Raw genomic sequence first — 21,541 nt, forward strand, 5'->3', positions numbered from 1 at the left:
CCAGGACGACCGTGCCGAAACCCAGCAGCGCGATCAGGGACAGGACGGGCCTCGTTCCGGCTCGGGGGTGTGGAGGCGGGGACGGCCCCGGTCAGGGGAGACGTTCGGCCCGGCCCGGACGTTCCCGTCCGGGCCGGCCGGTACGCCCGGTCAGGCCCTCGCGGCCGCCTTCACCGCGGCACGCAGGGTGGGCTCGAGCGCCCAGAAGCGCTGGTCGGCGTGCTCGGCGCGCATCTCCTCCAGCGCGTGCAGCCGGCCGTAGGTGAACGTGTCCTCCCCCGCCCCGACGGCGGCGGTGGCCAGCCGCACGCACCACTGCCGGGCGACGACGGTGTCCTGGGCCTCGCCGAGCACGTCCTGCACCTCCTTCATGCAGGCCACCAGGGCCTCGGCCGGCGCCCCGAGCAGCGACGCGGCCACCTCGGCGGTGTACCGGACCCGCTTGGCCGCCTTCCGCACCTCGTGCAGGGCGTGCTCGGACTCCTCCTCGTGGGCGCCCGGGTCGTCGGCCTCGTGCGCCCGTGACTCGTCGATGCGCGCCTGCAGCCGCTTCCCGCTGCGCTTGACGGCGTCGGCGAGGACGGTGCGCGCGGGCTCACCGGCGGCTCCGGCCAGCGGCGGGTCGGTCAGCAGGGCGTCGAGCGTGTCGAGCAGCGCCAGGTGCCGCTTGTCCGACAGCGCCCGCACCGCCGCCTTGCGGCCCCGCTCGACGTCGGCGACCTCGGTCTGCTGCAGCCGTGCGGCCACCGGGCCGCGGACCAGCACGACCGGCTGGGCGGCCACGACGGACTTCAGGTGCTCGAGGGCCACCTCGCCGTCGCGGGCGCCGGAGAGCGCGGCGCCGATCCACTGCAGCTCGTCGCGCACGGGGTCGGTGGCGGTGCGGTCGAGGACGGACCGGAACGCGGCGAGGATGCTGCGCAGCCGGCGGCAGGCCACGCGCAGGTCGTGCACGCCCTCGGGGTCGCCGGTGCGGACGCCGATGTCGGCGGTCTGCAGCGCCCGGACCTGGTTGCGCAGGGCGCCGAGCACGGCCGCGGCGGCGGTCGGCCCGGAGGCCTCCGCCTGCTTCCTCCTGCCCTTCCTGCCCTTCTTCCCGCCCTGCGCACCCGCGTCCGCGGCGGGCGGGGCGGCGGGCACCGGGGTCACCGCCGCCAGCCGGTCGGCGAGCACGCGGGTGAGCTTGGAGGGCACGTCGGAGGGGCGGATGCCGACGCCGGCCAGGGCCGCGGTGACGCCGTCGAGCAGCGCCTCGTCCCCCTCGACGAGCTCCACCTCGATCTCGCGCCAGGTCGTGACGGTCGCGGGGGTCTCGGGGTCGGGCGCCAGCGCCGTACCGGTCACCGTGTCCACGGCGACCTCGGCGAGCACCGTGCCGCCGTCGCCGAGCAGGTGGGTGACCTGCCGCGTCGTCTGCAGGGTGGCCACCGGTCCCGGCCGGACGCCGCGGAGCACGGCGGTCACCGGCTCGGTGACCGCGCGGGGCACGAGCGTGCGCCGGGTGCCCAGCGGCGCGTGCAGCTCCCGGCGGGAGCCGGCGACGGCGGTCGGCAGCTTGAGGTGCCAGCCGGCGTCGGTGCCGCCGGTGCGCCGGCGCAGGGTGATCCGGGAGCGGGCCAGACGCAGGTCCGGGGTGTCGTAGTAGGTGGCGTCGAGCTCGTGGGTGACCGGGCCCCCGACCGACGTCACGCCGTCCACGGTCGTCAGGTCGGGCAGGACGACGTCCGGTCCGGCCTCGAACTTGCGCTCGACCTCGATCTGTCCGCTGCCCACGTCGGCCTCCTCGTCGTGATCGTCGGGATCGACCGTAGGCGTGCCAGGGGTGTCGCGGCACTCCGGACCGGGCACTCCCCGGCGGAAGACGCCAGACCGTGGCGTCGACGGAGGAGGCGAGCAGCGTGTTGAGCGAGCGAGACCTGTCCGCGGCGATCGGGAGCACGGTCCAGGGGCCCGACGGCGAGAAGATCGGCACCGTCGAGAGCTTCTTCGTCGACGACCGCACCGGCGCACCGACCTGGGTGGCCGTGAGCACCGGGCTGTTCGGCACGAAGCACTCCATCGTCCCGGCCACGCAGGCCACCTTCGACGACGGCGTCCTCACCGTGCCGGTGCACAAGGAGACCGTGAAGCACGCCCCCGTCACCGGCGGCGACCACCTCGGGCCCGAGGAGGAGACCGCGCTGCGCGAGCACTACGGGCTGACGGGCGGCACGCAGGCCGGCGCTCCGCAGACCGGCGCTCCCGTGGGTGGGGCCCCGGACAGCAGCGCCTTTGCGGCGGGCGGGGAGACGGCGGTGGCCGACGCGGGCACCCGGCCCGTCCCGGTGCCGGCCGCCGGCATGCGCACCACCACCGAGCAGGCCGCCCCACCGCCCGTCGCGGAGGGCGCGGCGCGGCACGCCGTGCCCGACACCACCCCCACCGACGGCGCCATGACCCGCAGCGAGGAGCGGCTGCGGGTCGGGACCGAGCAGGTCGCGGCCACGCGGGTGCGGCTGGTCAAGTACGTGGTCACCGAGGAGGTGCAGGTGACCGTGCCGATCCGGCGCGAGGAGATCCGCGTGGAGCACGTGCCGCTCGACGCTCCCGACGTGCCCGGTGAGTCCCTGTCCCCCGCCCGCGGTGGGTACGAGGCCGGGACCGGGACGCTGCAGGACGGCGCCACGGGAGGGACGGTGCAGGCGGGTGGCACGGGCCCGGGCGGGCTGCCCGCGGAGATCGTGCTGCACGCCGAGCGCCCGGTGGTGTCGGTCGAGGTCGTGCCGGTCGAGCGGGTGCGGCTGACCACGGAGGTCGTGCAGGGCCAGGAGCGGATCACCGAGCAGGTGCAGCGGGAGCAGATCGTCGTCGACCAGACGACTTCCCCGCAGGCGACTTCCCCGCAGGCGACGTCCCCGCAGGCGACGTCCCCGCAGGCGACGTCCCCGCAGGTCCGCTAGCCCCTGCGGTCCGCGAGGAAGGCGAACCGGTCGCGGGTGGCGGTGACCTCGGCGGCGTCGACGTCGGCCAGCACGAGCGTCTCGCCACCCGCGGCGGCGGCCAGCACCTCGCCCATCGGGTCGACCACCCGGCTGTCGCCGGCGTGGTGCAGGCCGTCGCCGCCGGTGCCCACCCGGTTGCAGGCCACCACGTAGGCCTGGTTCTCGATGGCGCGCGCCCGCAGCAGCGTCGTCCAGTGGTGCCGGCGGGTCGAGGGCCAGTTCGCCGTCACCAGGTAGACGTCCGTGGTCTGCGCGGCGGCCCAGAAGACGTCGGCGAAGCGCAGGTCGTAGCAGGTGAACGGGGTGACCCGCAGGCCGCCGATCGTCACCGTCACCGGGCCGTCACCGGCGCGGTAGCGCTCAGCCTCGCCGCCGTGGGTGAACGGGTGCAGCTTGCGGTAGCGGTGCACCGTGCCGTCGGGGCCGGCGAGGACGAAGGAGTTGTAGGGCAGGTCCGCACCGGGCGCGATCTCCGGGCAGGTGCCGGCCACCCACACGCCGTGCGCGGCGGCCTGCTCTCGCAGGAAGGCCGCCGACGGGCCGTCCTCGGGCTCCCCGATGCCCGGCGTCATGGAGAAGCCGGTCGAGAACGTCTCGCTGAGCAGCACGAACCCCGCTCCCGCGGCGGCCGCGCGGGCCACCTGGGGCGCCAGCCGGGCGTAGTTGGCCTCCCGGTCCTCCCAGACGATGTCGTGCTGGACCACGCCGAACCTCATGCCGCCATCCTCCCCAGGCGGGCGACCGCCTCGTCGAGCACCTCGTCGCGCTTGCAGAAGGCGAACCGGACGAGGTGGCGGCCCAGGTGCGCGTGCCCCGCCGTCCAGAAGACCCCCGCCGGGACCGCGACCACGCCGGCCCGCTCCGGCAGCGCGCGGCAGAACGCCAGGCCGTCGCCGTCGGGCTGCACCCCGCGGACGTCGACCGTCGCGAAGTAGGTGGCCTCCGGGCTGATCGTGGGGAGGCCGGCCGCGCGCAGCCCCGCCACCAGGACGTCGCGGCGCCGCTGCAGGTCCCGGGCGATCCCGGTGAAGTAGGCGTCCGGCAGGGCCAGGCCCGCGGCGACCGCCGGCTGCAACGGCCCGGCGTTGACGTAGGTGAGGAACTGCTTGGCGGTGCGGACGGCGGCCACCAGCGGCGCGGGCCCGCAGGTCCAGCCGACCTTCCAGCCGGTGGTGCTGAACGTCTTGCCGCCGCTGCCGACCACCAGCGTCCGGTCGCGCAGTCCGGGCAGCGTGGCCGGCGAGACGTGCGCCGCGCCGTCGAAGACCAGGTGCTCGTAGACCTCGTCGGTGACCAGCAGCAGACCGGCCTCGAGGACCACCTCGGCCACCAGGTCCAGCTCGGCGCGGCGGAAGACCTTGCCGGTGGGGTTGTGCGGGGTGTTGAGCAGCAGCAGCCTCGCCCGCGGGGTGACGGCCGCGCGCAGGTCGGCCGGGTCGAACGTCCAGGCCGCGCCTCCCGGGTCGGCCGGCGGCGGGGTGAGCGGCACCGGGCGGAGGACGCCGCCGGCCATCGCCACGGCCGCGGCGTAGCTGTCGTAGACCGGCTCGAAGACGACCACCTCGTCACCGGGCTCGACCAGCGCGAGCATCGCGGCGCTGAGCGCCTCGGTGGCGCCGGCGGTGACCAGCACCTCGGTGTCCGGGTCGTAGGTCAGGCCGCGGAAGCGCTCGACGTGCGCGGCGATCGCCGCCCGGAGCTCCGGGGTGCCGGGGCCGGGCGGGTACTGGTCGGCCATCGTGCCGATCGCGGCGCGGGCGACGTCGAGGACCTCGGCCGGCCCGGGGGTGTCGGGGAAGCCCTGGCCGAGGTTGATCGAGCCGGTGGCCACCGCCAGGGCGCTCATCTCGGCGAACACCGTCGTCCCGAAGCCCTGCAGGCGCTCGGCGAGGTACGGCTCCCCGCTCACGCGCCGGCCACCTCGAACCGCACCGACCGGCGGGCGACGTCGGCCTCGGTGAGCCGCACCCGCACGCGGGAGCCGGGCTCCAGCGCGGTGCCGGCGCAGCGGGCGCGGATCGCCGGCTCGGGGAGGACGACGGTGCCGCGATCGCCGTCGGCGTCGACCACGACGGCGTCGAACAGCGCCCCCTCGCGGCCGGCCAGCAGCCACGCCTCGGTGGCGTCGACGGCGGCCCGCTCGACCGACCGGGTGCGCCGGTCGGAGGCGGCCATGAGCCCGGGCAGCTCCGGCAGGACGGCGCGCAGCGCGGGGTCGGGCTCGCGGCCGGCGGCCAGCGCGAGGCAGACCTCCGTGGCGAAGCGGTCGACCAGCCGGCGCAGCGGCGCGGTGACGTGCGCGTACGTCGAGCCCACCCCGGCGTGGCCGCTCTGCTCCGGCGGGGCGCCGTCGAACGGGGTGTAGGCGGCGCCCCTCAGCAGGGCGACGGCCTCCTCCAGGAACGCCGCGGAGCGGGGGTCGGCGACGTCGAGGCCGGCGAGCACCTGCCCCGCCCCGGCCCCGGCCGGCCAGTCGACCCCGAGCGCGGGGGCCAGCCGGCGCAGCCGCTCGACGTCCTCCGGGCGGGCCGGCGGCAGGGTGCGCAGCACGCCGACGCCGCCGTCGAGCATGAGCCGGGCCGCGACCCGGCCGGTGAGCAGCGAGATCTGCGCGTTCCACCCCTCGACCGGGAGGTCGGCGCGGGCGACCAGCGTCCAGCCGCCGTCGGGACCGTGCACCACCTGCTGCTCGGGAGTGCCCAGCTCGATCGCGCCGCGGGCGGCCGCGCCCTGCTCGAGCAGCCGGCCGACCTCGGGCAGCAGGGCGACCGGGTCGGGCAGGGCGCCGCCGTCGGCCTGCGCCTGGACGTCGGGGTAGGCGAGCTGGGCGCGGCTGCGGACGCGGGCGCGGCGCAGGTCGACCGCCCGCACCCCGCCGTCCGCGTCGAGCCGGATGGTCCACAGCGCGGCGGCGCGGACCTCGCCGGGCAGCAGGCTGGCCGCGCCCTCGCTCAGGACCGGCGGGTGCAGCGGCGTGCGCCGGTCGGGGCTGTAGAGGGTCTGGCCCCGGCGCCGGGCCTCGGCGTCGAGCGCGCTCCCGAGCGCCACCACCGCGCCGACGTCGGCGATCGCGTAGCGGACGACGTAGCCGCCGTCCTCCCGGGCGAGGTGCACGGCCTGGTCGAGGTCACGGCTGCCCGGCGGGTCGACGGTGACCAGCGGCAGGTCGGTGGCGTCGAGGTCGGGCAGCGGCAGGTCCGCCGCGACCCGCTCGGCCTCGGCGAGCACGTCGGGCGGGAAGTCCTCGGGGACGTCGAACTCCGCACGGATCGCGTCGAAGTCCGGCCCGGCGAGAGCGGCCTCCGGCCAGCGCGGCACCGTGAAGGGGATCCGGTCCTCGTTCCACGTGGAACCCGCCGAGGCCGTCACGCGACACGCACGTCGTCGGCACCGGCGATCGTGACGACGTCGCCCCGGCGCACCTGCCGGCCGCGGCGGTCCTCCGGCTCCCCGTTGACCCGGACGTCGCCGGTGACCAGCACGTCCTTCACCTGGGCGCCGGTCGGGACGGCGTCGACGAGCTTGAGCAGCTGCCCGAGGCGGATGGACTCCTCGCCGGGGCGCAGTTCGACGGTGCGCACGACCCCGATGGTGCCCTCAGAGCCGCTCGAGCGCGTCGCCGACCGCCACCCGGCCGGGCACCGGCACCAGGGCGCCGACGGCCAGCGCGCCGCCGCGCTCCCGGTGGATGGTCCTGAGGACGCCGTTGTCGCGGCCGATGCCGCCGGGCTGCGGGCGGGTGACCATGACGCAGCGGCTGACCGGCTTGACGACGTCGAGCACCGCCGTCCCCAGCCGGACGGCCGACCCGACCAGGTCGTCCTCGCCCTCCCCGGTCAGCAGCACGTTGGCGCGGAACCGCCGCCGGTCCCAGGTGCCGAGGGTGCCGGTGGAGACCAGCGAGACGCGGATGCGCGAGCTGTCGTGGAACGAGCCGGACGCCCCCTCCCAGGCGTCCCAGGGCCCGCCGTCCTCGTCGTCGACCGGGTCCAGGTACTGCCGCGGCCCCTGGACGTCCGCGGCCGCGCGGAGGGCCACGGCCTGCCCCAGCCAGTCGGACAGGACGGCGTCGTCGCCGGTGACCGTGCCGTCGGGGAGGACCACCTCCGCGCGGCCGTCGGCGCGCAGCCGGCCGGAGGCGAAGAGCAGGTCCGGCAGGCGGCGGGCGGTGAGGCCGTGGCCGGTGGACGCATCGAACAGCGCCCACCGGCGGTCGCCGGCCAGGCCCTCGGGGCCGACGTCGGCGACGTCGACCCGCTCGCCCTGCAGCGACTTCACCGGGTAGCGCCACAGCTCCTGGACGTGCACCTCAGGCCCCCGCGGTCCACGAGAGCGTCCACGTCCCCGCCCAGCTCTGGCCGGGGTCGAGGACGACGAGGTCGACGCCGTCGGCCAGCGCGTTGGGCGGGCAGGTCATCGGCTCGACGGCGAGGCTGCGGCGCCGCTGCCCCTCCGGGAGCGTGTCGCCGCTGTAGACCTGCAGCCACGGCCAGGAGCGGTCGACGGCGAGCTCCAGCGCCCCGGCGGCGCCGCGCAGCCGGACGCGCGCCCAGCCGTCGTCGTCACGCTCGAGGTCGGTGACGGCGTCGTCGAGGGCGCGCTCGCCGATCCGGCCGACGGCGCCGTCGAAGGGCCGGCGGGTGCCGGTGGGCAGGCCGCCGTCGAGGTCGAGGGCGGTGCGCGCCGGGACGGTGAGCTCGGCGTCGCCGATGCCGCCGTCCTGATGAGCGCCGACGGAGAGGTAGGGGTGCATGCCGACGCCGAAGGGGGCGGGCCGGTCGCCGGCGTTGCGGACCCGGACGGTGACGGTGAGCCGGCCGGGTGCGAGGGCGGAGTCGACGGCCGCCGCCAGGCGGAAGGGATAGCCCGGCCGTGCCTCGACGACGGTGCCCACCGTGACCGCGTCCGCGTGGCGGGCGAGCACCGACCACGACTGCCAGGTGACCAGGCCGTGCGCGGCGGGCTTGCCGGGTCCGGCGACGTCGAGCTGCAGCTGCCGGCCCTCCCAGGCCCACTGCCCGTCGCGGAGCCGGTTGGGCCAGGGCAGCAGGACGCCTCCGCGCCGCCCGGCGGGCACCGTGCCGGCGGGATAGCCGTCGAGGACCTCCCAGCCGCCGACGGTCAGGGCCCGCAGCCCTCCCCCGCGCAGGTCGACGGCGAGGCGGGCGCCGCCGCTGACCAGCTCCACCTCCGCCGGCTCGGTGGACGGCCAGGCGGTCATGGGCGGGACGCTCACCGGCCCACCCCACCACAGACGAGGCGGCACAGCCCAGCGGCGCGGGCCGTGTCCTCCGCGGACCGGCCGCTCGCGACCGGCGACCGTCTGGCGGCGTCGAGGTCCCTCCTGGATCCGGGGACAGCGTTCTGAGCTGCGGATCCAGGTCGCGGGGGCGCATCCTCGGCGGGAGACCTCGTACGTGTGTTCGGGTGACCTGGTCGGCGGCGACGTCCTCCACGCCGTCGCCGCGCTGGTCGCCGAGCGCAACCGGATCGACGCCCGGCTGGCGCGTTCCGTGCGCGCTGCGGAGTTGTCCCAGGCGCCCGAGCGCGACGGACAGAGGTCGATGGCCTCCTGGCTGCGCGGGCACTGCCGGCTCTCGCCGGCCGAGGCCTCCCGGCTGGTGGGCAACGGCCGGTGCCGGAGCACCTGCCCGCGTTGGGCGAGGCGCACGACGCCGGGCTGGTGTCGGCGGCGCAGGTGGCCGAGGCGGCGCGGGCGGTGACGCCGCGGCGACCGGCGGCCGGTGTGCACCTGGCGGTGATCGACGCGGTGTCCACCCAGGTCGCGATCGAGCAGCCGCACGGCGACCTGGTGCAGGTGGTGCAGCGCCCCCTGGACGACCTCGACCCCGACGGCCCGGAACCCGATCCGACCGAGCAGCGGTCGCTCACACTGGCGCGGCACGCCGACGACAGCCTGTGGGCGACGACGCGCTGGCCGCGGGCGGCCTGCCGACGCTGCGGACGGTCGAGCCGCACGTCGCGGCCCGCATCGACCTCGACGACCCCGACGACCTCGACGACCCCGCCACCGGCAGGAACGCCGCCACCCTCGGCTCCGGCGCGGTCCTCTCCGCCGCCCGCGCTCGCTGGCCGGCCTGCGACGGCACCGTCTCCCGCGTCGTGGTCGGCCCCGACGGCGTGCCGCTGGACCTCGGCCGCGAACACCGCCTCGCCGACCGCCACCTGCGCCGCGCGGTCGAACTGCGCGACGGCGGCTGCGTGTTCACCGGCTGCGCCGCCCCCACCTGGTGGGCCGACGTCCACCACCTCGTGCACCGGATCGACGGCGGCCAGACGTCGCTGCAGAACCCAGCCCTGCTGTGCGAACGCCACCACACCCAGGTCCACCACGGCTTCCGCGTCGAACGACGACCCGACGGTCGATGGCACACCTGGCGACCCGACGGGTCACAGATCACCACTCCCGCGGCACTGGTCCCTGCGGCCTGACCCGCCGGTGCTCCGCACGGCCGTCCCCTCGTCCTACTCCTTGCACCACCCGTAGCAATAATGCTACAAAGCGCGGCATGGGTCGTCAGCCACGAGGAGAGGCCGACCGGGTCCACGACCGGATCGCCGTGCTCCGGGCGGAGCGCCGGGTCAGCCGCAAGGAGCTCGCCGACGGTGTCGGGGTCCACCCGCAGACGGTCGGCTACCTCGAGCGCGGCGAGTACAGCCCGTCGCTGGCACTGGCCCTGCGCATCGCCCGCTTCTTCGACCTCCCGGTCGAAGCGGTCTTCTCCCTCGACCCGCTGCCCGCGATCGGCTCCGAGCTCACCCGGAGGACGCCATGACCACCTCACCCGACCAGACGTTCCTCGCCCGCACGTTCGAGGACGGCCGCTACGCGTGGACCCGCACCCACCGGGTCCGGGTGCGGGCGGTGCTCGCCGAGGCGGCCCTCCTGGGTGCCCTCGCCGTCGCCACGCTCGTCCAGGCCCTCACCGACGACGGCTGGACCACCGCCTACTTCCTCGCCTGGTCGGCCGGGATGCTGCTGTTCATCCCGCTGCACTCGCTGCTCAACCTCGGCATCCGCGGGGTGTTCGACCGCGGGCGCCACTCCCTCGACGAGCACCAGGAGGGCCTGCGCGAGCACTCCCACAGCAGCGTCGGGTGGCCGATGACCGCGCTGACCTTCGCCGCCTGGGCGGGAGGCATCGCCCTCGCCTCCGGCACCGGGCACACCGTCCTGGCGCTCTGCCTCGGCTTCCTGCTCTGGTTCGCCTCCGGGCTGCTGCCCTACTGGCACCTGGCGTGGACGCTGCCCGACGAGGAGGACGACGCCCTCTCCGCCTGACGGGTCAGGCCGGGCCGAGGACCCGCTCGTAGTACAGCGAGCACCCGGCGTCGGGCTCGTCGACGTAGCCGCCGAACGCGGGGATCGACCGGTAGCCGGCGCGCTCGTACAGCGCGATCGCCTCCGGCTGGCGCGGGCCGGTCTCCAGCCGCAGCACGGTCCACCCCCGCGTCCGGGCCGCGTCCTCCAGCCCGGCGAGCAGCAGCTTCGACACGCCCCGCCCGCGCCTCCGGCACCACGTACATGCGCTCGACCTCGGCGGCACCGGCGCCCAGGGTCCGCAGCGCCCCGCACCCGACCGCCGTCCCGGCCGGGTCGCGGGCGACCAGCACCACGCTCACGTCGGCGGCCGACGGCGGCGTCCCCGGCTCGGTGTCGCCGGCGTAGCGGGCCCGCAGCTCGGCCTGCTGCGCGGCGGTCAGCCGCTGCACCTCCTCGTCGTCCCACGACGCCGCGGCGATCCTCACCGGCTGATCCCGTGCAGCAGCAGCGCGGCCAGCTCTCGGTAGGCGGTGGCGTCGTCCAGGCCGGTGGCGCGGGCGGTGTCCCCGCGGCCGATGCGGGACATCAGCGTGGTCACCGTGTCGGCCACGAGCCCCGGGTGCACCTCGCGGAACCGGCCGGCCGCGACGCCCTCGGCGATCATGGCGGTGACCCGCTCGGCGGCGGCCGCGGTGTTGTGCTCGTAGACGGCCCGGCCCGGCGGGAAGGCCTCCAGGTCCCGGTGGAAGGCCCGGGACGCCGGCGTCAGCTCGACGGCGACGGCCTCGAGGTAGGCGGTCACCCGCCGCGCCGGGTCGGTCTCACCCGCGGTCCGCGCCTCGACGGCGGCCGTCGCGCGGCGGAAGAAGTGCCGCACCACCCGGACGGCGAGCTGCTCCTTGCTGTCGGCCAGCGCGTACAGCGTCGTCTTCGAGCAGTGCAGCCGGACGGCGAGGTCCTCGAGCGTGAAGCCGGCGAAGCCCTCGGCGAGGAACACCTCGGTGAGCTGGTCGAGGAGCTGGGCCTGGCGCGCGGTCAGCCGGCGCTCGCCGCTCCCCGCGATCTCCGTCGTCGTCACGGCACCTCCCGGCCGGCCAGCATGCGCCTGGACGCCGGACAGTACCGGCGTATCGTCGCCGGTACTGCCGAGCGTGACAGAGCACCTGCGATGAGGGGGATCCCCGTGGCCGTCGACCGAGAGCTGCCCACCCGGGAGGCCGTCGACCTCGTCGCGCTCACCCGCGAGATCGCCAACGCCGAGCTGGCGCCGAAGGCGGCCGCGTACGAGCGCGAGGAGCGCTTCCCTCGCGAGGTGTTCGCCCTCCTCGGCGAGGCCGGCCTGCTCGGGCTGCCCTTCGGCGAGGACGTCGGCGGCGGCGGCCAGCCGTACGCCGTCTACCTGCAGGTGGTCGAGGAGCTGGCCATGCGGTGGGCCAGCGTCGCGCTCGGCGTCAGCGTGCACACGCTGGCCTGCGGACCGGTCGACCGCTTCGGCACCCCCGAGCAGCGCCAGCAGTGGCTGCCCGAGATGGTCGGCGGGCGCCTGCTCGGCGCCTACTGCCTGTCCGAGGCGCACGCCGGCTCCGACCCCGCCGCCATGCGCGCGAGCGCCAAGACCACCGACGACGGGTGGACGGCCACCGGCGAGAAGGCGTGGGTCACCCACGGCGGGCACGCCGACTTCTACTCGACCTTCCTGCGCACCCCCGACGACGGCCCGAACGCCATCTCCTGCTTCCACCTCACCCCCGACCTGGCCGGGTTCAGCGCCGCGCCGCCCGAGCAGAAGATGGGCCTCACCGGCTCCACGACGGCGGCCATGCGCCTCGACGACGTCGCGGTGCCGGCCGGCCGGATGGTCGGCGAGTCCGGCCGCGGCCTGGCCATCGCACTGTCGGCACTCGACTCCGGCCGGCTCGGGGTCAGCGCGGTGGCCGTCGGGCTGGCGCAGTCCGCCCTCGACGTCGCCGTCGCCTACGCCCTCGAGCGGGAGGCCTTCGGCCGGCGCATCGTCGACCACCAGGGCGTGGCGTTCCTGCTGGCCGACATGGCCGCCGCCGTGGAGTCCGCCCGCGCCACCTACCTGGTCGCCGCCCGCCGCAAGGACGCCGGCAAGCCCTACTCCCGCCAGGCCAGCATCGCCAAGCTCGTGGCCACCGACGCCGCCATGAGGGTGACCACCGACGCCGTCCAGGTGCTCGGCGGCGCCGGCTACACCCGCGACCACCCCGCCGAGCGCTACATGCGCGAGGCGAAGGTCATGCAGATCTTCGAGGGGACCAACCAGATCCAGCGGATGGTCATCGGCAAGCACCTGGCCAGGGAGGCCACACCGGCCAACGGCTGAGCCGGCCCGGCGTGCAGGACGCACGGGGGATCGGTGACGTCTGTCAATGGTGGTGGGCCCGGCCGCGGGAAAGACTCGGTGCACACCGCCTGACGAGGAGCCCGAGATGCCCGAGCCGCACCTGCTCGCCGCCGACACCGACCGCACCGCCGTCGTGACCCGCCTGGACGAGTCCCTGGCCGACGGCCGGCTGACGCTGGCCGAGTACGAGGACCGCTCGGCGCGCGCCCACGCCGCCCGCACCTACGGCGAGCTGGCCGAGCTCACCGCCGACCTGCCGCTCCCGGCCCGCCGGGAGGCCGCCGGCCAGGAGCCGGCCCGCTCGAACGCCGCCTGCGCCGTGTACGGCGGGGCCTGGCACGGCGCCTGGGGCCCCGACCTGCGCGGCGCGTGGACCGGGTGGGCCACCACCGCTGTGATCGTCGTCGGCATCTGGCTGGTCTCGATGCTGGCCACCGGGGACCTGCAGTACCCCTGGCCGGTCTGGGTCATCGGCCCCTGGGGCGTGGTGCTGCTGGCGCGCACGATCGGCGAGCGCCGGGCGCAGGGCACCGACCCGCAGCGGCTGTCCGTCTGAGTTCCGGTGCGGGTGCGTCCGCGATCGGCCGGGTAGGTGCCGGGGACCGCAGACGACGTCCCGGGAGGACCCCCGTGCACAACCTGACCGAGCGCTTCACCGCAGCGCTGCACCACCTCGACGCCGAGTCCGACCCGCAGCCGCTCGTCGACCTCACCGGGGACGACGCCGAGCTGGTCAAGCTCAACTCCGACCACGAGGCCCGCGGGCGGGACGGCGCCCAGCGGTTCTGGGAGGACTACCGCCACGTCTTCGGCGAGCTGGAGACGACGTTCACCTCGAGCACCGTCGGCGAGAAGACGGCCGCGCTGGAGTGGGAGTCGCGCGGCACGCTGCGCAGCGGGAAGCCGTTCAGCTACCGCGGCGTCACCGTCATCGAGGGCGACGGCTCCGACGACGGCCTGCTCACCGGCGTGCGCACCTACTACGACTCCGCCGCGTTCCTCCAGGAGACCGCCGGCACCGCCTGAGCGGCTCCGCACCCCGCCCCGACACGCAGAACGGCCCCCGGGATCCCCGGGGGCCGCTCGTCTCTGGGTGGGCAAGGGGGGAGTTGAACCCCCACGTCCTCTCGGACACACGGACCTGAACCGTGCGCGTCTGCCATTCCGCCACTTGCCCTGGCGAGGAGCCACATTAGCAGTCGTCCGGCGGCGCCCGGCGCAGGGGTCCGTCGTCCTCCCGGGTGTCCCGCGCCAGGCACGGGGAACCCGTGTTCCTGGCCGGTCACGACGCGGTCACCCGGCTAGGATCAGTCGGAGGGCCACCTGTCCGGGCGAGCGTGGAGGAGCGACTGTGGGCGTGCTGCAGCGCTTCGAGCGACGGCTCGAGGGCATGGTCGGCTTCGCCTTCGCGCGCATCTTCAAGGGCAAGGTCCATCCTGCCGAGATCGCCAAGGCGCTGCAGCGGGAGGCCGACGAGCAGCGCTCGGTCATGGGCGAGGGCCGGGTGCTGGCCCCCAACGTCTACGACGTCCGGCTGGGCCCCACCGACTACGACAACCTCGCCGAGTGGTCCGGCCAGCTGGCCACCGAGCTCGCCGACATGGTGTCCGAGCACATCGACGACGAGGGCTGGCAGGTCTTCGGCGCGGTACAGGTCCGCCTCGAGCGCTCCGACGACCTCCCCACCGGCGTCTTCGAGGTCAGCTCGCACGTCGCCGACCCGGCGAACCCGGGCTCGCGGGCCGACGCCGTCGCCGTCCCCCCGGCACCGCCGCTGCACGGCTCGGGTGGCGTCCCGCCGCTGCCGCCGCTGCCCGGCCGGGTGGCCACCGACACCGGCCGGCAGCACCCGTCGGTCGTCGGTCGCGCCGGCTCGAGGCCCGGCCTCACCCACGTGCTCGTCGTCGACGGGCCGGGCACCCGCCACGAGCTCACCACCGGCCGCAACGTCATCGGCCGTGGCACCGACGCCGACATCCGGCTGCCCGACACCGGCGTCAGCCGCAAGCACGTCGACGTCGTCCTCGACAGCGGCACCGCCGTCGTGGAGGACCTCGGCTCGACCAACGGCACCCTGGTCAACGGCCGCCGGGTGACCCGCCAGGCCCTGTCCGACGGCGACGTCATCCGCATCGGGCACTCGGTGCTGGTGTACCGGCAGGACGGCACGTGAGCGAGCTCGCACGCACGGGGCGACGCGGCGGGGGCCGGCCGTGACCGCCGAGATCGTCCTGCAGGTCTTCCGCTTCGGGTTCCTGCTGCTGCTCTGGCTGTTCATCTTCGCGGCCTTCCGCGTCGTCCGGGCCGACCTGTTCGGCGGCCGGACCGGGCGGGTGGCATCGGTGCCACCGCGCGCGGCCGCCCCCGGTCGCAAGCGCGGCCGTGGCGTGCGCACACTGGTGGTGACCGCCGGTCCGCTGACCGGGACGAAGATCACCCTGGGCGAGCAGCCGATCCTCATCGGCCGCGCCGACGACTCGACGCTCGTGCTCACCGACGACTTCGCCAGCTCGCGGCACGCGCGGCTGACCAACCGGGGCGGGCAGTGGTACGTCGAGGACCTCGGCTCGACCAACGGCACCTACCTCGACCAGCAGCGGGTCCAGGGCCCGCTGCTCGTGGCTCCCGGCCAGCCGATCCGCATCGGCCAGACCGCCATGGAGCTGCGCTCATGACCAGTCCACGCACGACGCAGGTGACCACGGGGAGCGGCAGAGCAGACGTGAGCAGGGTCCGATGAGTCTCGCGCTGCGCTACGCCGCCCGTTCCGACCGGGGTCTGGTCCGCGGCAACAACCAGGACTCGGTCTACGCCGGGCCCCGGCTGCTCGCCGTCGCCGACGGCATGGGCGGGCACGCGGCCGGCGACGTCGCCAGCAAGGTCGTGATCGCGGCGCTGGAGCACCTCGACGAGGACGCCCCGAGCGGCGACATGCTGCAGGCGCTGCGCGAGGCGGTCTTCGACGGCAGCGAGCACCTGCGCGAGGTCATCCGCGAGTCCCCGCAGCTCGAGGGCATGGGCACCACGCTCACCGCCGTCCTCTTCGCCGGCGGCCGGCTCGCGCTCTGCCACGTCGGCGACTCCCGCGCCTACCTGCTGCGCGACGGCGTCTTCACCCAGATCACCCACGACGACACGTTCGTGCAGACCCTCATCGACGACGGGCGGATCACGCCCGAGGAGGCCAACCACCACCCGCAGCGCTCGCTGCTGCTGCGGGCGCTCAACGGCCAGGACGTCGACCCCGACCTGTCGATGCGCGAGGCGCGCGCCGGCGACCGCTACCTGCTGTGCTCCGACGGCCTGTCCGGCGTGGTCAGCGAGGAGACGCTGGCCGAGGCGCTCCGCGACCCCGACCCCCAGTCGACCGCCGACCGGCTGGTCGAGCTGGCGCTGCGCAGCGGCGGCCCGGACAACATCACCGTGATCGTCGCCGACGTCGTCGAGGACTCCGGCAGCGGCTTCCCCATGGAGCCGGTCGTCGACGGCGCGGCCGGCGACAACCGCGGCCAGCGCGAGGTCGACCCGCGCTCCGCGGCCGGCCGGGCCGCGCTGGCCGACCCCCCGCCGGCGCCACCTCCACCGACCAGCACCTCCACGGCAGCCGCTCCCCCCGACCGCCGCCGCCCTCGGCGGCGGCTGTTCGTCGCTGGGGGGGTGGTGCTGCTCCTGCTGGTCGGCGGGATCGCCACCTGGCTGTGGGTGCTCACCCACTGGTTCGTCGGGGTCGCGGCCGCCGACGACGGCGACCGGGTGGCGGTCTACCGCGGCTTCAACACCGACCTGCTCGGCCTGGACCTCTACCGCGTCGACGACGTCACCGACATCCACCTCGACGACCTGAGCTCCTACGACCAGAACAGCGTGCGGCAGGGCATCGACGCCGGTGACGCCGGCGACGCGCAGCGCATCGTCGACGACCTGCACGACGCCACCCTGCCGGCGTGCGACACGAAACCGTCCACCCCTCCGGCCGACGCTCCCCCGTCGGCCGGGACCTCGCTGCCGCCGCTGCCTGACGGCGGGCTGCCCTCCCCGGACACCGGGGCCCTGCCGACCGCGCCGGGGCCGGGCAGCAGCACCGAGGCCGCGCCGACGTCGGGCACCCCGGCCTCGTCGCCCGAGCCGGGAGTGGACTGCCGGGAGGCGGAGTGATGGGCGGGCCCACGACCGACCCGCGCGCCGCCGCCCCGGGGACGGTCCCGCCCACGCGGCGCAACACCGAGCTGGCGCTGCTGGGCTTCGCCGTCCTCATCACGCTCGCGGCGCAGTGCATCGTCGACGTCACGGTCACGGGCTCGCTGCGCGCGGACCTGTTCACCTTCGGTGGCTGGTTCACCGCGCTCTGGGTGGTCGTCCACCTCGTCGTCCGCCGGTTCGCCCCGTACGCCGACCCGCTGCTGCTCCCCGCCGTCGCGGTGCTCACCGGCCTCGGGCTCACGATGATCCACCGGCTGGACCTCGCCGGCCTGCAGGACGGCGAGGCCACCCGCGAGGACGCCCCCGTGCAGCTGCTGTGGGCGACCGTGGGCGTGGCGCTGTTCGTCGCCGTCGTCGTGGTGCTGCGCGACCACCGGCTGCTGTCCCGCTTCGCCTACACCCTGGGCCTGGTCGGCCTGGTGCTGCTCGCGCTGCCCGCGGTGCTCCCCGCGTCGATCTCCGAGGTGTACGGCGCCAAGATCTGGATCCGGGTGGCCGGCTTCAGCATCCAGCCCGGTGAGTTCGCCAAGATCTGCCTGATCGTCTTCTTCGCCGCCTACCTGGTCGACAAGCGCGACGTGCTGGCGCTGGCCAGCCGCCGGGTCGTGGGCCTGGAGCTGCCGCGCGGCCGCGACCTCGGCCCGGTGCTCGCCGTCTGGGTCGTGTCGATCCTCGTGCTGGTCTTCGAGCGCGACCTGGGCAGCTCGCTGCTGCTGTTCGGGATCTTCGTGGTGATGCTCTACGTCGCCACCGAGCGGGCCAGCTGGCTGCTCATCGGCCTGGCGCTGTTCGCCGGCGGCGCGTTCCTCGCCTACCAGGTGTTCGGCCACGTGCAGGTGCGCGTCGACACCTGGCTCGACCCCTTCGCCTACCGCGACGAGGGCGGCTACCAGCTGGTCCAGTCGCTGTTCGGGCTGGGCACCGGCGGGCTGTTCGGCGCCGGGCTCGGCGGGGGCCGCCCCGACCAGGTGCCGGTGGCCAAGAGCGACTTCATCGCCTCGGCGATCGGCGAGGAGCTCGGCCTGTTCGGGCTGGTCGCGGTCATCGTCATCTACCTCGTGCTCGTCGAGCGCGGCCTGCGCACGTCGCTGATCGTCCGCGACGCGTTCGGCAAGCTGCTGGCCGGCGGCCTGGCCTTCGCCGTCGCCTGGCAGCTGTTCGTCGTCCTCGGCGGCGTCACCGGCCTGCTGCCGCTCACCGGCCTGACGACGCCGTTCGTCGCCTACGGCGGGTCCTCGCTGGTGGCCAACTTCGGGCTGGTCGCCGTCCTGGTGCGGATCAGCGACGCCGCCCGCCGCCCGGCGACCCCGCCCGCCCCGCCCCGGGCCGCCTTCGGCGAGGCGCCCACCGAGGTGGTGTCGCGGTGAACGCGCCCCTGCGCAAGGTGGCGATCAGCGTGCTGGTGCTGTTCACGCTGCTGATCGTCAACGTCAACTACATCCAGGTCGTGCGCTCCGACGAGCTGCGCGAGGACTCCGGCAACACCCGCGTGCTCAGCGAGGAGTACTCCCGCGAGCGCGGCTCGATCGTCGTCGACGGCACCGAGGTGGCGCTGTCGACACCCACCCAGGACACCCTGACCTACCTGCGCCAGTACCCGCAGGGGGAGACGTACGCCGCGGTCACCGGCTACTACTCGCTGCTCTACAACAGCGCGCAGATGGAGCGCGCCGCCAACGACGTGCTCGCCGGCTCCGACGCCCGGCTGTTCACCCGGCGGCTGGCCGACCTGTTCACCGGCCGCGACCCGGCCGGCGGCGACGTCGTCCTGACCCTCGACGCCGCCGTGCAGGAGACCGCGATGGCCGGGCTCGAGGGGGTCACCGGCGCCGTCGTCGCGCTCGACCCGTCCACCGGCGCGGTGCTCGGGATGGCCAGCACCCCGACCTACGACCCGGGCCTGCTGTCCAGCCACGACCCCGCCGCCATCCGCGCCTACGCCGAGGAGCTCGGCGCCATGGACACCGACCCGCGGCTGAACCGGGCGACCCAGGACAACTACCCGCCCGGGTCGGTCTTCAAGGTCATCGTGTCGGCGGCCGCACTGTCCAGCGGCGAGTACACCCCCGACACCGTCGTCCCGGCTCCGGACCTGCTCACGCTGCCGGGCACCTCCACGACGCTGGAGAACTTCAACGGGTCCTCGTGCAGCAGCAGCCAGGAGCAGTCGCTGCTCGACGCGCTGACCATCTCCTGCAACACCGCCTTCGCCCAGCTGGGCATCGACCTCGGCGAGGACCGCGTGCGGGAGATGGCCGAGGCGTTCGGCATGACCGGGGAGGGCATGGAGATCCCGCTGGAGGTCGCCGGCAGCGGCATCGGCGACATCGAGAGCGAGGCGGCGCTGGGCCAGAGCTCCATCGGCCAGCGCGACGTCCGGATGACCCCGCTGCAGGCCGCGATGATCGCCGCGGCCGTGGGCAACGACGGGACGCTGATGACCCCGTACCTCGTCGACCAGGTGCGCGCCCCCGACCTCACCGTGATCGACCGGTCGGACCCGGAGGAGTTCTCCTCGCCGGTCACGCCGGAGGTCGCCGACCAGCTGCAGCAGATGATGGAGAGCGTCGTGGCCAACGGCAGCGGCCGCGCGGCCCGCATCCCCGGCGTGGCGGTGGCCGGCAAGACCGGCACGGCCCAGGTCGCCGAGGACGTGCCCGACCACAACTGGTTCGTCGGTTTCGCCCCGGCCGACGACCCTCAGATCGCCGTCGCGGTGTTCGTGGCGAACGGCGGGGGTACCGGCGGAGACGTCTCCGCGCCGATCGCCGGTGACGTGATGCAGGCCTATCTCGAGGGTCAGGGGGGCTGATGGCCCTGTCCACCGGCACCATCCTGGCCGGCCGCTACGAGATCACCGAGCCGATCGCCACGGGCGGCATGGGCGAGGTCTGGCGGGCGCGCGACCGCGTCCTCGACCGCGTCGTCGCGGCCAAGGTGCTGCGCAGCGAGTTCACCGGCGACCCGAGCTTCGTCGCCCGGTTCCGCAACGAGGCGCGGCACACCGCGGCGCTGTCGCACCCGAACATCGCCTCGGTCTACGACTACGGCGAGACCGAGGCCGGCGGTCCCGGCCAGACCCTGGCCTTCCTCGTCATGGAGCTCGTCGAGGGCAAGCCGCTGGTGACGATCCTCCACGAGGAGGGTCACCTGCCGGTCGACTGGACGCTGCACGTGCTCGAGCAGGCCGCCGACGGGCTGTCGGCCGCGCACGCCGCCGGGGTGGTCCACCGCGACATCAAGCCGGGCAACCTCATCGTCCGGCCCGACGGCGTGGTGAAGCTGACCGACTTCGGCATCGCCCGCACCCGCGACGCCACGCCGCTGACCCGCACCGGGATGGTGGTCGGCACCGCGCAGTACCTCTCCCCCGAGCAGGCACAGGGCCTGGAGACCACCGCGGCCTCCGACGTGTACTCCCTGGGCGTCGTCGGCTACGAGTGCCTCACCGGCGGGCGGCCCTTCGACGGCACCTCGCAGGTGGCCATCGCGCTGGCGCACATCAACCGCCAGCCTCCCCCGCTGCCCGGCGACGTCCCGCCGGCGGTGCGGATGCTCATCGACCGGGCGCTGGCCAAGGACCCGCACGACCGCTTCGCCGACGGCGCCGACTTCGCCACCGCGATCCGCTCGGTGGCCGCGGGCAAGGGCCTCGGCCCCGCCGGGCCGGCCGCGGCGACGTCGGGCACCGGGATGATGGCCGCCGCACGGACCGAGGTGATCCCCGAGGTCGACGCCGACGGCACCCGCGTGCTCGGCGGCCCGGCCACCGGGATGGCGGCGGGCGCCGCCGCGGTCGGCGCCGCCACGGCCTCCGGCCCGCGCACCGGCGGCCGGCACGCCGCCGGCGCGCGCACCATGCCGCCGCTGCAGGGCCCGCCCGTCGACGACGACCGGACCGGCTGGGACGGCCGGCCCGCGCAGCGCAAGGGCGGCGACCGCCGGCTGCTGTGGGCGCTGCTGTCGCTGCTGCTCGTCGCCGGCGTCGTCACCGGCGCGTACTTCCTCCTCGCCGGCGACGGCGACGACCCCGGCGGTACCGCCGCGGGGACGACGTCGGGCAGCGCCTCGGCGAGCGGCACGCCCACGGCCACGCAGCAGCTCGTGACCATCCCCGCCGCGTCCGAGTACATCGGTGAGGACGCCGAGGACGTGCGTCAGGAGCTCCAGGAGGCCGGTCTCGAGGTGACGCTCGCCGACGCGGACGCCGACCAGCTGGCCGCCCCGGGCGTCGACCTGAACGCGGGCGAGGTCGCCGCCGTCGACCCGGCCGGCATCCCGGTGCCCCGCGGCTCCGGCGTCACGCTGTTCGTGGCCCAGGAGGACCACCGCGTCCCGGAGACCGAGGAGGACCCGGGGGACGGCGGGAGCAGCGGCCAGGACGACGGTGACACGGGCGGCAGCAGCCCGGGCAACGGCGGTGGCGCCGGCACCGGGGGCGGGACGCCGACCCAGACGTCGACGCCCCCGCCTGCGCCCACCACCACGGCCCAGCCCTCGACGCCGACCCCGCCGGCCCCGGCGCCCACGACGGCAGTGACGCCCACGACGACCGCGCCCGGCTCCTCGGCGCCGCCGCCGCCGGCGGCGCCCACCGAGCCGCCTGTCACCGAGGAGACCGAGCCCGGTGCGGGGAACGCCGTCCCCCCGGTCCCGACGGGTGGGCGCACGCCGGACGGGGCGGAGTGACACCGCTCCCTCGCGCCG

General features: G+C 75.6%; 23 protein-coding genes and 1 tRNA gene. 14 read left to right on the forward strand and 10 right to left on the reverse strand.

What is annotated here, in order from left to right:
• Positions 1-150 precede the first annotated feature (150 nt).
• Positions 151-1,773 carry a CYTH and CHAD domain-containing protein gene (locus HLV61_RS16425; RefSeq protein ID WP_369257313.1) on the reverse strand — a complete coding sequence of 541 codons (1,623 nt, stop codon included), beginning with the start codon at positions 1,771-1,773 and terminating at the stop codon, positions 151-153.
• A 125-nt stretch (positions 1,774-1,898) separates the two neighbouring features.
• Between HLV61_RS16425 and HLV61_RS16430 the strand changes: the two genes are divergently transcribed.
• Positions 1,899-2,939 carry a PRC and DUF2382 domain-containing protein gene (locus HLV61_RS16430; RefSeq protein ID WP_369257315.1) on the forward strand — a complete coding sequence of 347 codons (1,041 nt, stop codon included), beginning with the start codon at positions 1,899-1,901 and terminating at the stop codon, positions 2,937-2,939.
• On the opposite strand, the gene HLV61_RS16435 is transcribed toward HLV61_RS16430, so the two are convergent.
• Genes HLV61_RS16435 through HLV61_RS16460 form a run of 6 tightly spaced genes read right to left on the reverse strand, consistent with a single transcriptional unit; the run spans position 2,936 to position 8,202 of the window.
• Complete coding sequence (locus HLV61_RS16435; protein WP_369257317.1) at positions 2,936-3,697, reverse strand: nitrilase-related carbon-nitrogen hydrolase; 762 nt, start codon at positions 3,695-3,697, stop codon at positions 2,936-2,938. The genes HLV61_RS16430 and HLV61_RS16435 overlap by 4 nt on opposite strands.
• The gene (locus HLV61_RS16440) at positions 3,694-4,890 is read right to left on the reverse strand and encodes a pyridoxal phosphate-dependent aminotransferase (RefSeq protein WP_369257319.1); all 1,197 of its coding nucleotides are present in this window, start codon (positions 4,888-4,890) and stop codon (positions 3,694-3,696) included. The genes HLV61_RS16435 and HLV61_RS16440 overlap by 4 nt, the downstream gene beginning before the upstream one ends.
• Positions 4,887-6,350 carry an RNB domain-containing ribonuclease gene (locus tag HLV61_RS16445; RefSeq protein ID WP_369257321.1) on the reverse strand — a complete coding sequence of 488 codons (1,464 nt, stop codon included), beginning with the start codon at positions 6,348-6,350 and terminating at the stop codon, positions 4,887-4,889. Before HLV61_RS16445 ends, HLV61_RS16440 begins: the two co-directional genes overlap by 4 nt.
• Positions 6,347-6,562 carry an RNA-binding S4 domain-containing protein gene (locus tag HLV61_RS16450; protein ID WP_369257323.1) on the reverse strand — a complete coding sequence of 72 codons (216 nt, stop codon included), beginning with the start codon at positions 6,560-6,562 and terminating at the stop codon, positions 6,347-6,349. The genes HLV61_RS16445 and HLV61_RS16450 overlap by 4 nt, the downstream gene beginning before the upstream one ends.
• A gap of 16 nt (positions 6,563-6,578) precedes the next feature.
• Complete coding sequence (locus tag HLV61_RS16455; RefSeq protein WP_369257324.1) at positions 6,579-7,289, reverse strand: MOSC domain-containing protein; 711 nt, start codon at positions 7,287-7,289, stop codon at positions 6,579-6,581.
• A gap of 1 nt (position 7,290) precedes the next feature.
• Positions 7,291-8,202 carry an aldose epimerase family protein gene (locus tag HLV61_RS16460; RefSeq protein ID WP_369257326.1) on the reverse strand — a complete coding sequence of 304 codons (912 nt, stop codon included), beginning with the start codon at positions 8,200-8,202 and terminating at the stop codon, positions 7,291-7,293.
• A gap of 196 nt (positions 8,203-8,398) precedes the next feature.
• Between HLV61_RS16460 and HLV61_RS16465 the strand changes: the two genes are divergently transcribed.
• From HLV61_RS16465 to HLV61_RS16480, 4 genes are all read left to right on the forward strand, one after another.
• Positions 8,399-8,704, forward strand: coding sequence for a hypothetical protein (locus tag HLV61_RS16465; RefSeq protein ID WP_369257328.1), 306 nt, complete (start codon positions 8,399-8,401; stop codon positions 8,702-8,704).
• Between the two features lie 196 nt (positions 8,705-8,900).
• The gene (locus HLV61_RS16470; protein WP_369257330.1) at positions 8,901-9,434 is read left to right on the forward strand and encodes an HNH endonuclease signature motif containing protein; all 534 of its coding nucleotides are present in this window, start codon (positions 8,901-8,903) and stop codon (positions 9,432-9,434) included.
• A 77-nt stretch (positions 9,435-9,511) separates the two neighbouring features.
• The gene (locus tag HLV61_RS16475) at positions 9,512-9,778 is read left to right on the forward strand and encodes a helix-turn-helix transcriptional regulator (protein WP_093584736.1); all 267 of its coding nucleotides are present in this window, start codon (positions 9,512-9,514) and stop codon (positions 9,776-9,778) included.
• On the forward strand, positions 9,775-10,284 hold the full coding sequence (locus HLV61_RS16480; RefSeq protein ID WP_369257332.1) for a hypothetical protein: 510 nt from the start codon (positions 9,775-9,777) through the stop codon (positions 10,282-10,284). The genes HLV61_RS16475 and HLV61_RS16480 overlap by 4 nt, the downstream gene beginning before the upstream one ends.
• Positions 10,285-10,288: 4 nt before the next feature.
• On the opposite strand, the gene HLV61_RS16485 is transcribed toward HLV61_RS16480, so the two are convergent.
• Positions 10,289-10,498 carry a hypothetical protein gene (locus tag HLV61_RS16485; protein WP_369257334.1) on the reverse strand — a complete coding sequence of 70 codons (210 nt, stop codon included), beginning with the start codon at positions 10,496-10,498 and terminating at the stop codon, positions 10,289-10,291.
• Positions 10,499-10,747: 249 nt separating this feature from the next.
• Entirely contained in the window at positions 10,748-11,344 is a 597-nt protein-coding gene (locus HLV61_RS16490) for a TetR/AcrR family transcriptional regulator (RefSeq protein WP_369257336.1), read from the reverse strand.
• A 105-nt stretch (positions 11,345-11,449) separates the two neighbouring features.
• Between HLV61_RS16490 and HLV61_RS16495 the strand changes: the two genes are divergently transcribed.
• The 3 genes from HLV61_RS16495 (at position 11,450) to HLV61_RS16505 (ending at position 13,660) form a co-directional block, all read left to right on the forward strand.
• Positions 11,450-12,613, forward strand: a complete 1,164-nt coding sequence (locus HLV61_RS16495; protein WP_369257338.1) for an acyl-CoA dehydrogenase family protein — start codon at positions 11,450-11,452, stop codon at positions 12,611-12,613.
• 106 nt (positions 12,614-12,719) lie between these two features.
• A complete protein-coding gene (locus HLV61_RS16500) occupies positions 12,720-13,190 on the forward strand; it encodes a DUF1707 SHOCT-like domain-containing protein (protein ID WP_369257340.1) in 471 nt (156 codons plus the stop codon).
• 74 nt (positions 13,191-13,264) lie between these two features.
• The gene (locus HLV61_RS16505; RefSeq protein ID WP_369257342.1) at positions 13,265-13,660 is read left to right on the forward strand and encodes a nuclear transport factor 2 family protein; all 396 of its coding nucleotides are present in this window, start codon (positions 13,265-13,267) and stop codon (positions 13,658-13,660) included.
• Positions 13,661-13,728: 68 nt separating this feature from the next.
• On the opposite strand, the gene HLV61_RS16510 is transcribed toward HLV61_RS16505, so the two are convergent.
• Positions 13,729-13,811 (reverse strand) — tRNA-Leu (locus tag HLV61_RS16510).
• Positions 13,812-13,985: 174 nt separating this feature from the next.
• Here HLV61_RS16510 and HLV61_RS16515 point away from each other — a divergent pair.
• From HLV61_RS16515 to HLV61_RS16540, 6 genes are all read left to right on the forward strand, one after another.
• Entirely contained in the window at positions 13,986-14,807 is an 822-nt protein-coding gene (locus tag HLV61_RS16515; protein ID WP_369257344.1) for an FhaA domain-containing protein, read from the forward strand.
• 40 nt (positions 14,808-14,847) lie between these two features.
• The gene (locus HLV61_RS16520) at positions 14,848-15,309 is read left to right on the forward strand and encodes an FHA domain-containing protein FhaB/FipA (protein WP_093584757.1); all 462 of its coding nucleotides are present in this window, start codon (positions 14,848-14,850) and stop codon (positions 15,307-15,309) included.
• Positions 15,310-15,370: 61 nt separating this feature from the next.
• A complete protein-coding gene (locus tag HLV61_RS16525) occupies positions 15,371-16,789 on the forward strand; it encodes a PP2C family protein-serine/threonine phosphatase (RefSeq protein WP_369257346.1) in 1,419 nt (472 codons plus the stop codon).
• Entirely contained in the window at positions 16,789-18,201 is a 1,413-nt protein-coding gene (locus HLV61_RS16530) for an FtsW/RodA/SpoVE family cell cycle protein (protein ID WP_369257348.1), read from the forward strand. The genes HLV61_RS16525 and HLV61_RS16530 overlap by 1 nt, the downstream gene beginning before the upstream one ends.
• Entirely contained in the window at positions 18,198-19,646 is a 1,449-nt protein-coding gene (locus HLV61_RS16535) for a peptidoglycan D,D-transpeptidase FtsI family protein (protein ID WP_369257350.1), read from the forward strand. Before HLV61_RS16530 ends, HLV61_RS16535 begins: the two co-directional genes overlap by 4 nt.
• Positions 19,646-21,523 (forward strand): serine/threonine-protein kinase, encoded by a 1,878-nt coding sequence (locus HLV61_RS16540; protein WP_369257352.1) that lies wholly within the window; start codon positions 19,646-19,648, stop codon positions 21,521-21,523. The genes HLV61_RS16535 and HLV61_RS16540 overlap by 1 nt, the downstream gene beginning before the upstream one ends.
• The last annotated feature ends 18 nt before the right edge of the window (positions 21,524-21,541 follow it).

The sequence above is a fragment of the Geodermatophilus amargosae genome (genome assembly GCF_041028265.1).
GTDB lineage: Bacteria > Actinomycetota > Actinomycetes > Mycobacteriales > Geodermatophilaceae > Geodermatophilus > Geodermatophilus amargosae_A.

Excerpts from the sequence above, each read along its gene's own strand:
- HLV61_RS16435 (WP_369257317.1), bottom strand. The coding sequence starts at position 3,697 with ATGAGGTTCGGCGTGGTCCAGCACGACATCGTCTGGGAGGACCGGGAG.
- HLV61_RS16460 (WP_369257326.1), bottom strand. The coding sequence starts at position 8,202 with ATGACCGCCTGGCCGTCCACCGAGCCGGCGGAGGTGGAGCTGGTCAGC.
- HLV61_RS16475 (WP_093584736.1), top strand. The coding sequence starts at position 9,512 with ATGGGTCGTCAGCCACGAGGAGAGGCCGACCGGGTCCACGACCGGATC.
- HLV61_RS16480 (WP_369257332.1), top strand. The coding sequence starts at position 9,775 with ATGACCACCTCACCCGACCAGACGTTCCTCGCCCGCACGTTCGAGGAC.
- HLV61_RS16500 (WP_369257340.1), top strand. The coding sequence starts at position 12,720 with ATGCCCGAGCCGCACCTGCTCGCCGCCGACACCGACCGCACCGCCGTC.
- HLV61_RS16525 (WP_369257346.1), top strand. The coding sequence starts at position 15,371 with ATGAGTCTCGCGCTGCGCTACGCCGCCCGTTCCGACCGGGGTCTGGTC.
- HLV61_RS16530 (WP_369257348.1), top strand. The coding sequence starts at position 16,789 with ATGGGCGGGCCCACGACCGACCCGCGCGCCGCCGCCCCGGGGACGGTC.
- HLV61_RS16540 (WP_369257352.1), top strand. The coding sequence starts at position 19,646 with ATGGCCCTGTCCACCGGCACCATCCTGGCCGGCCGCTACGAGATCACC.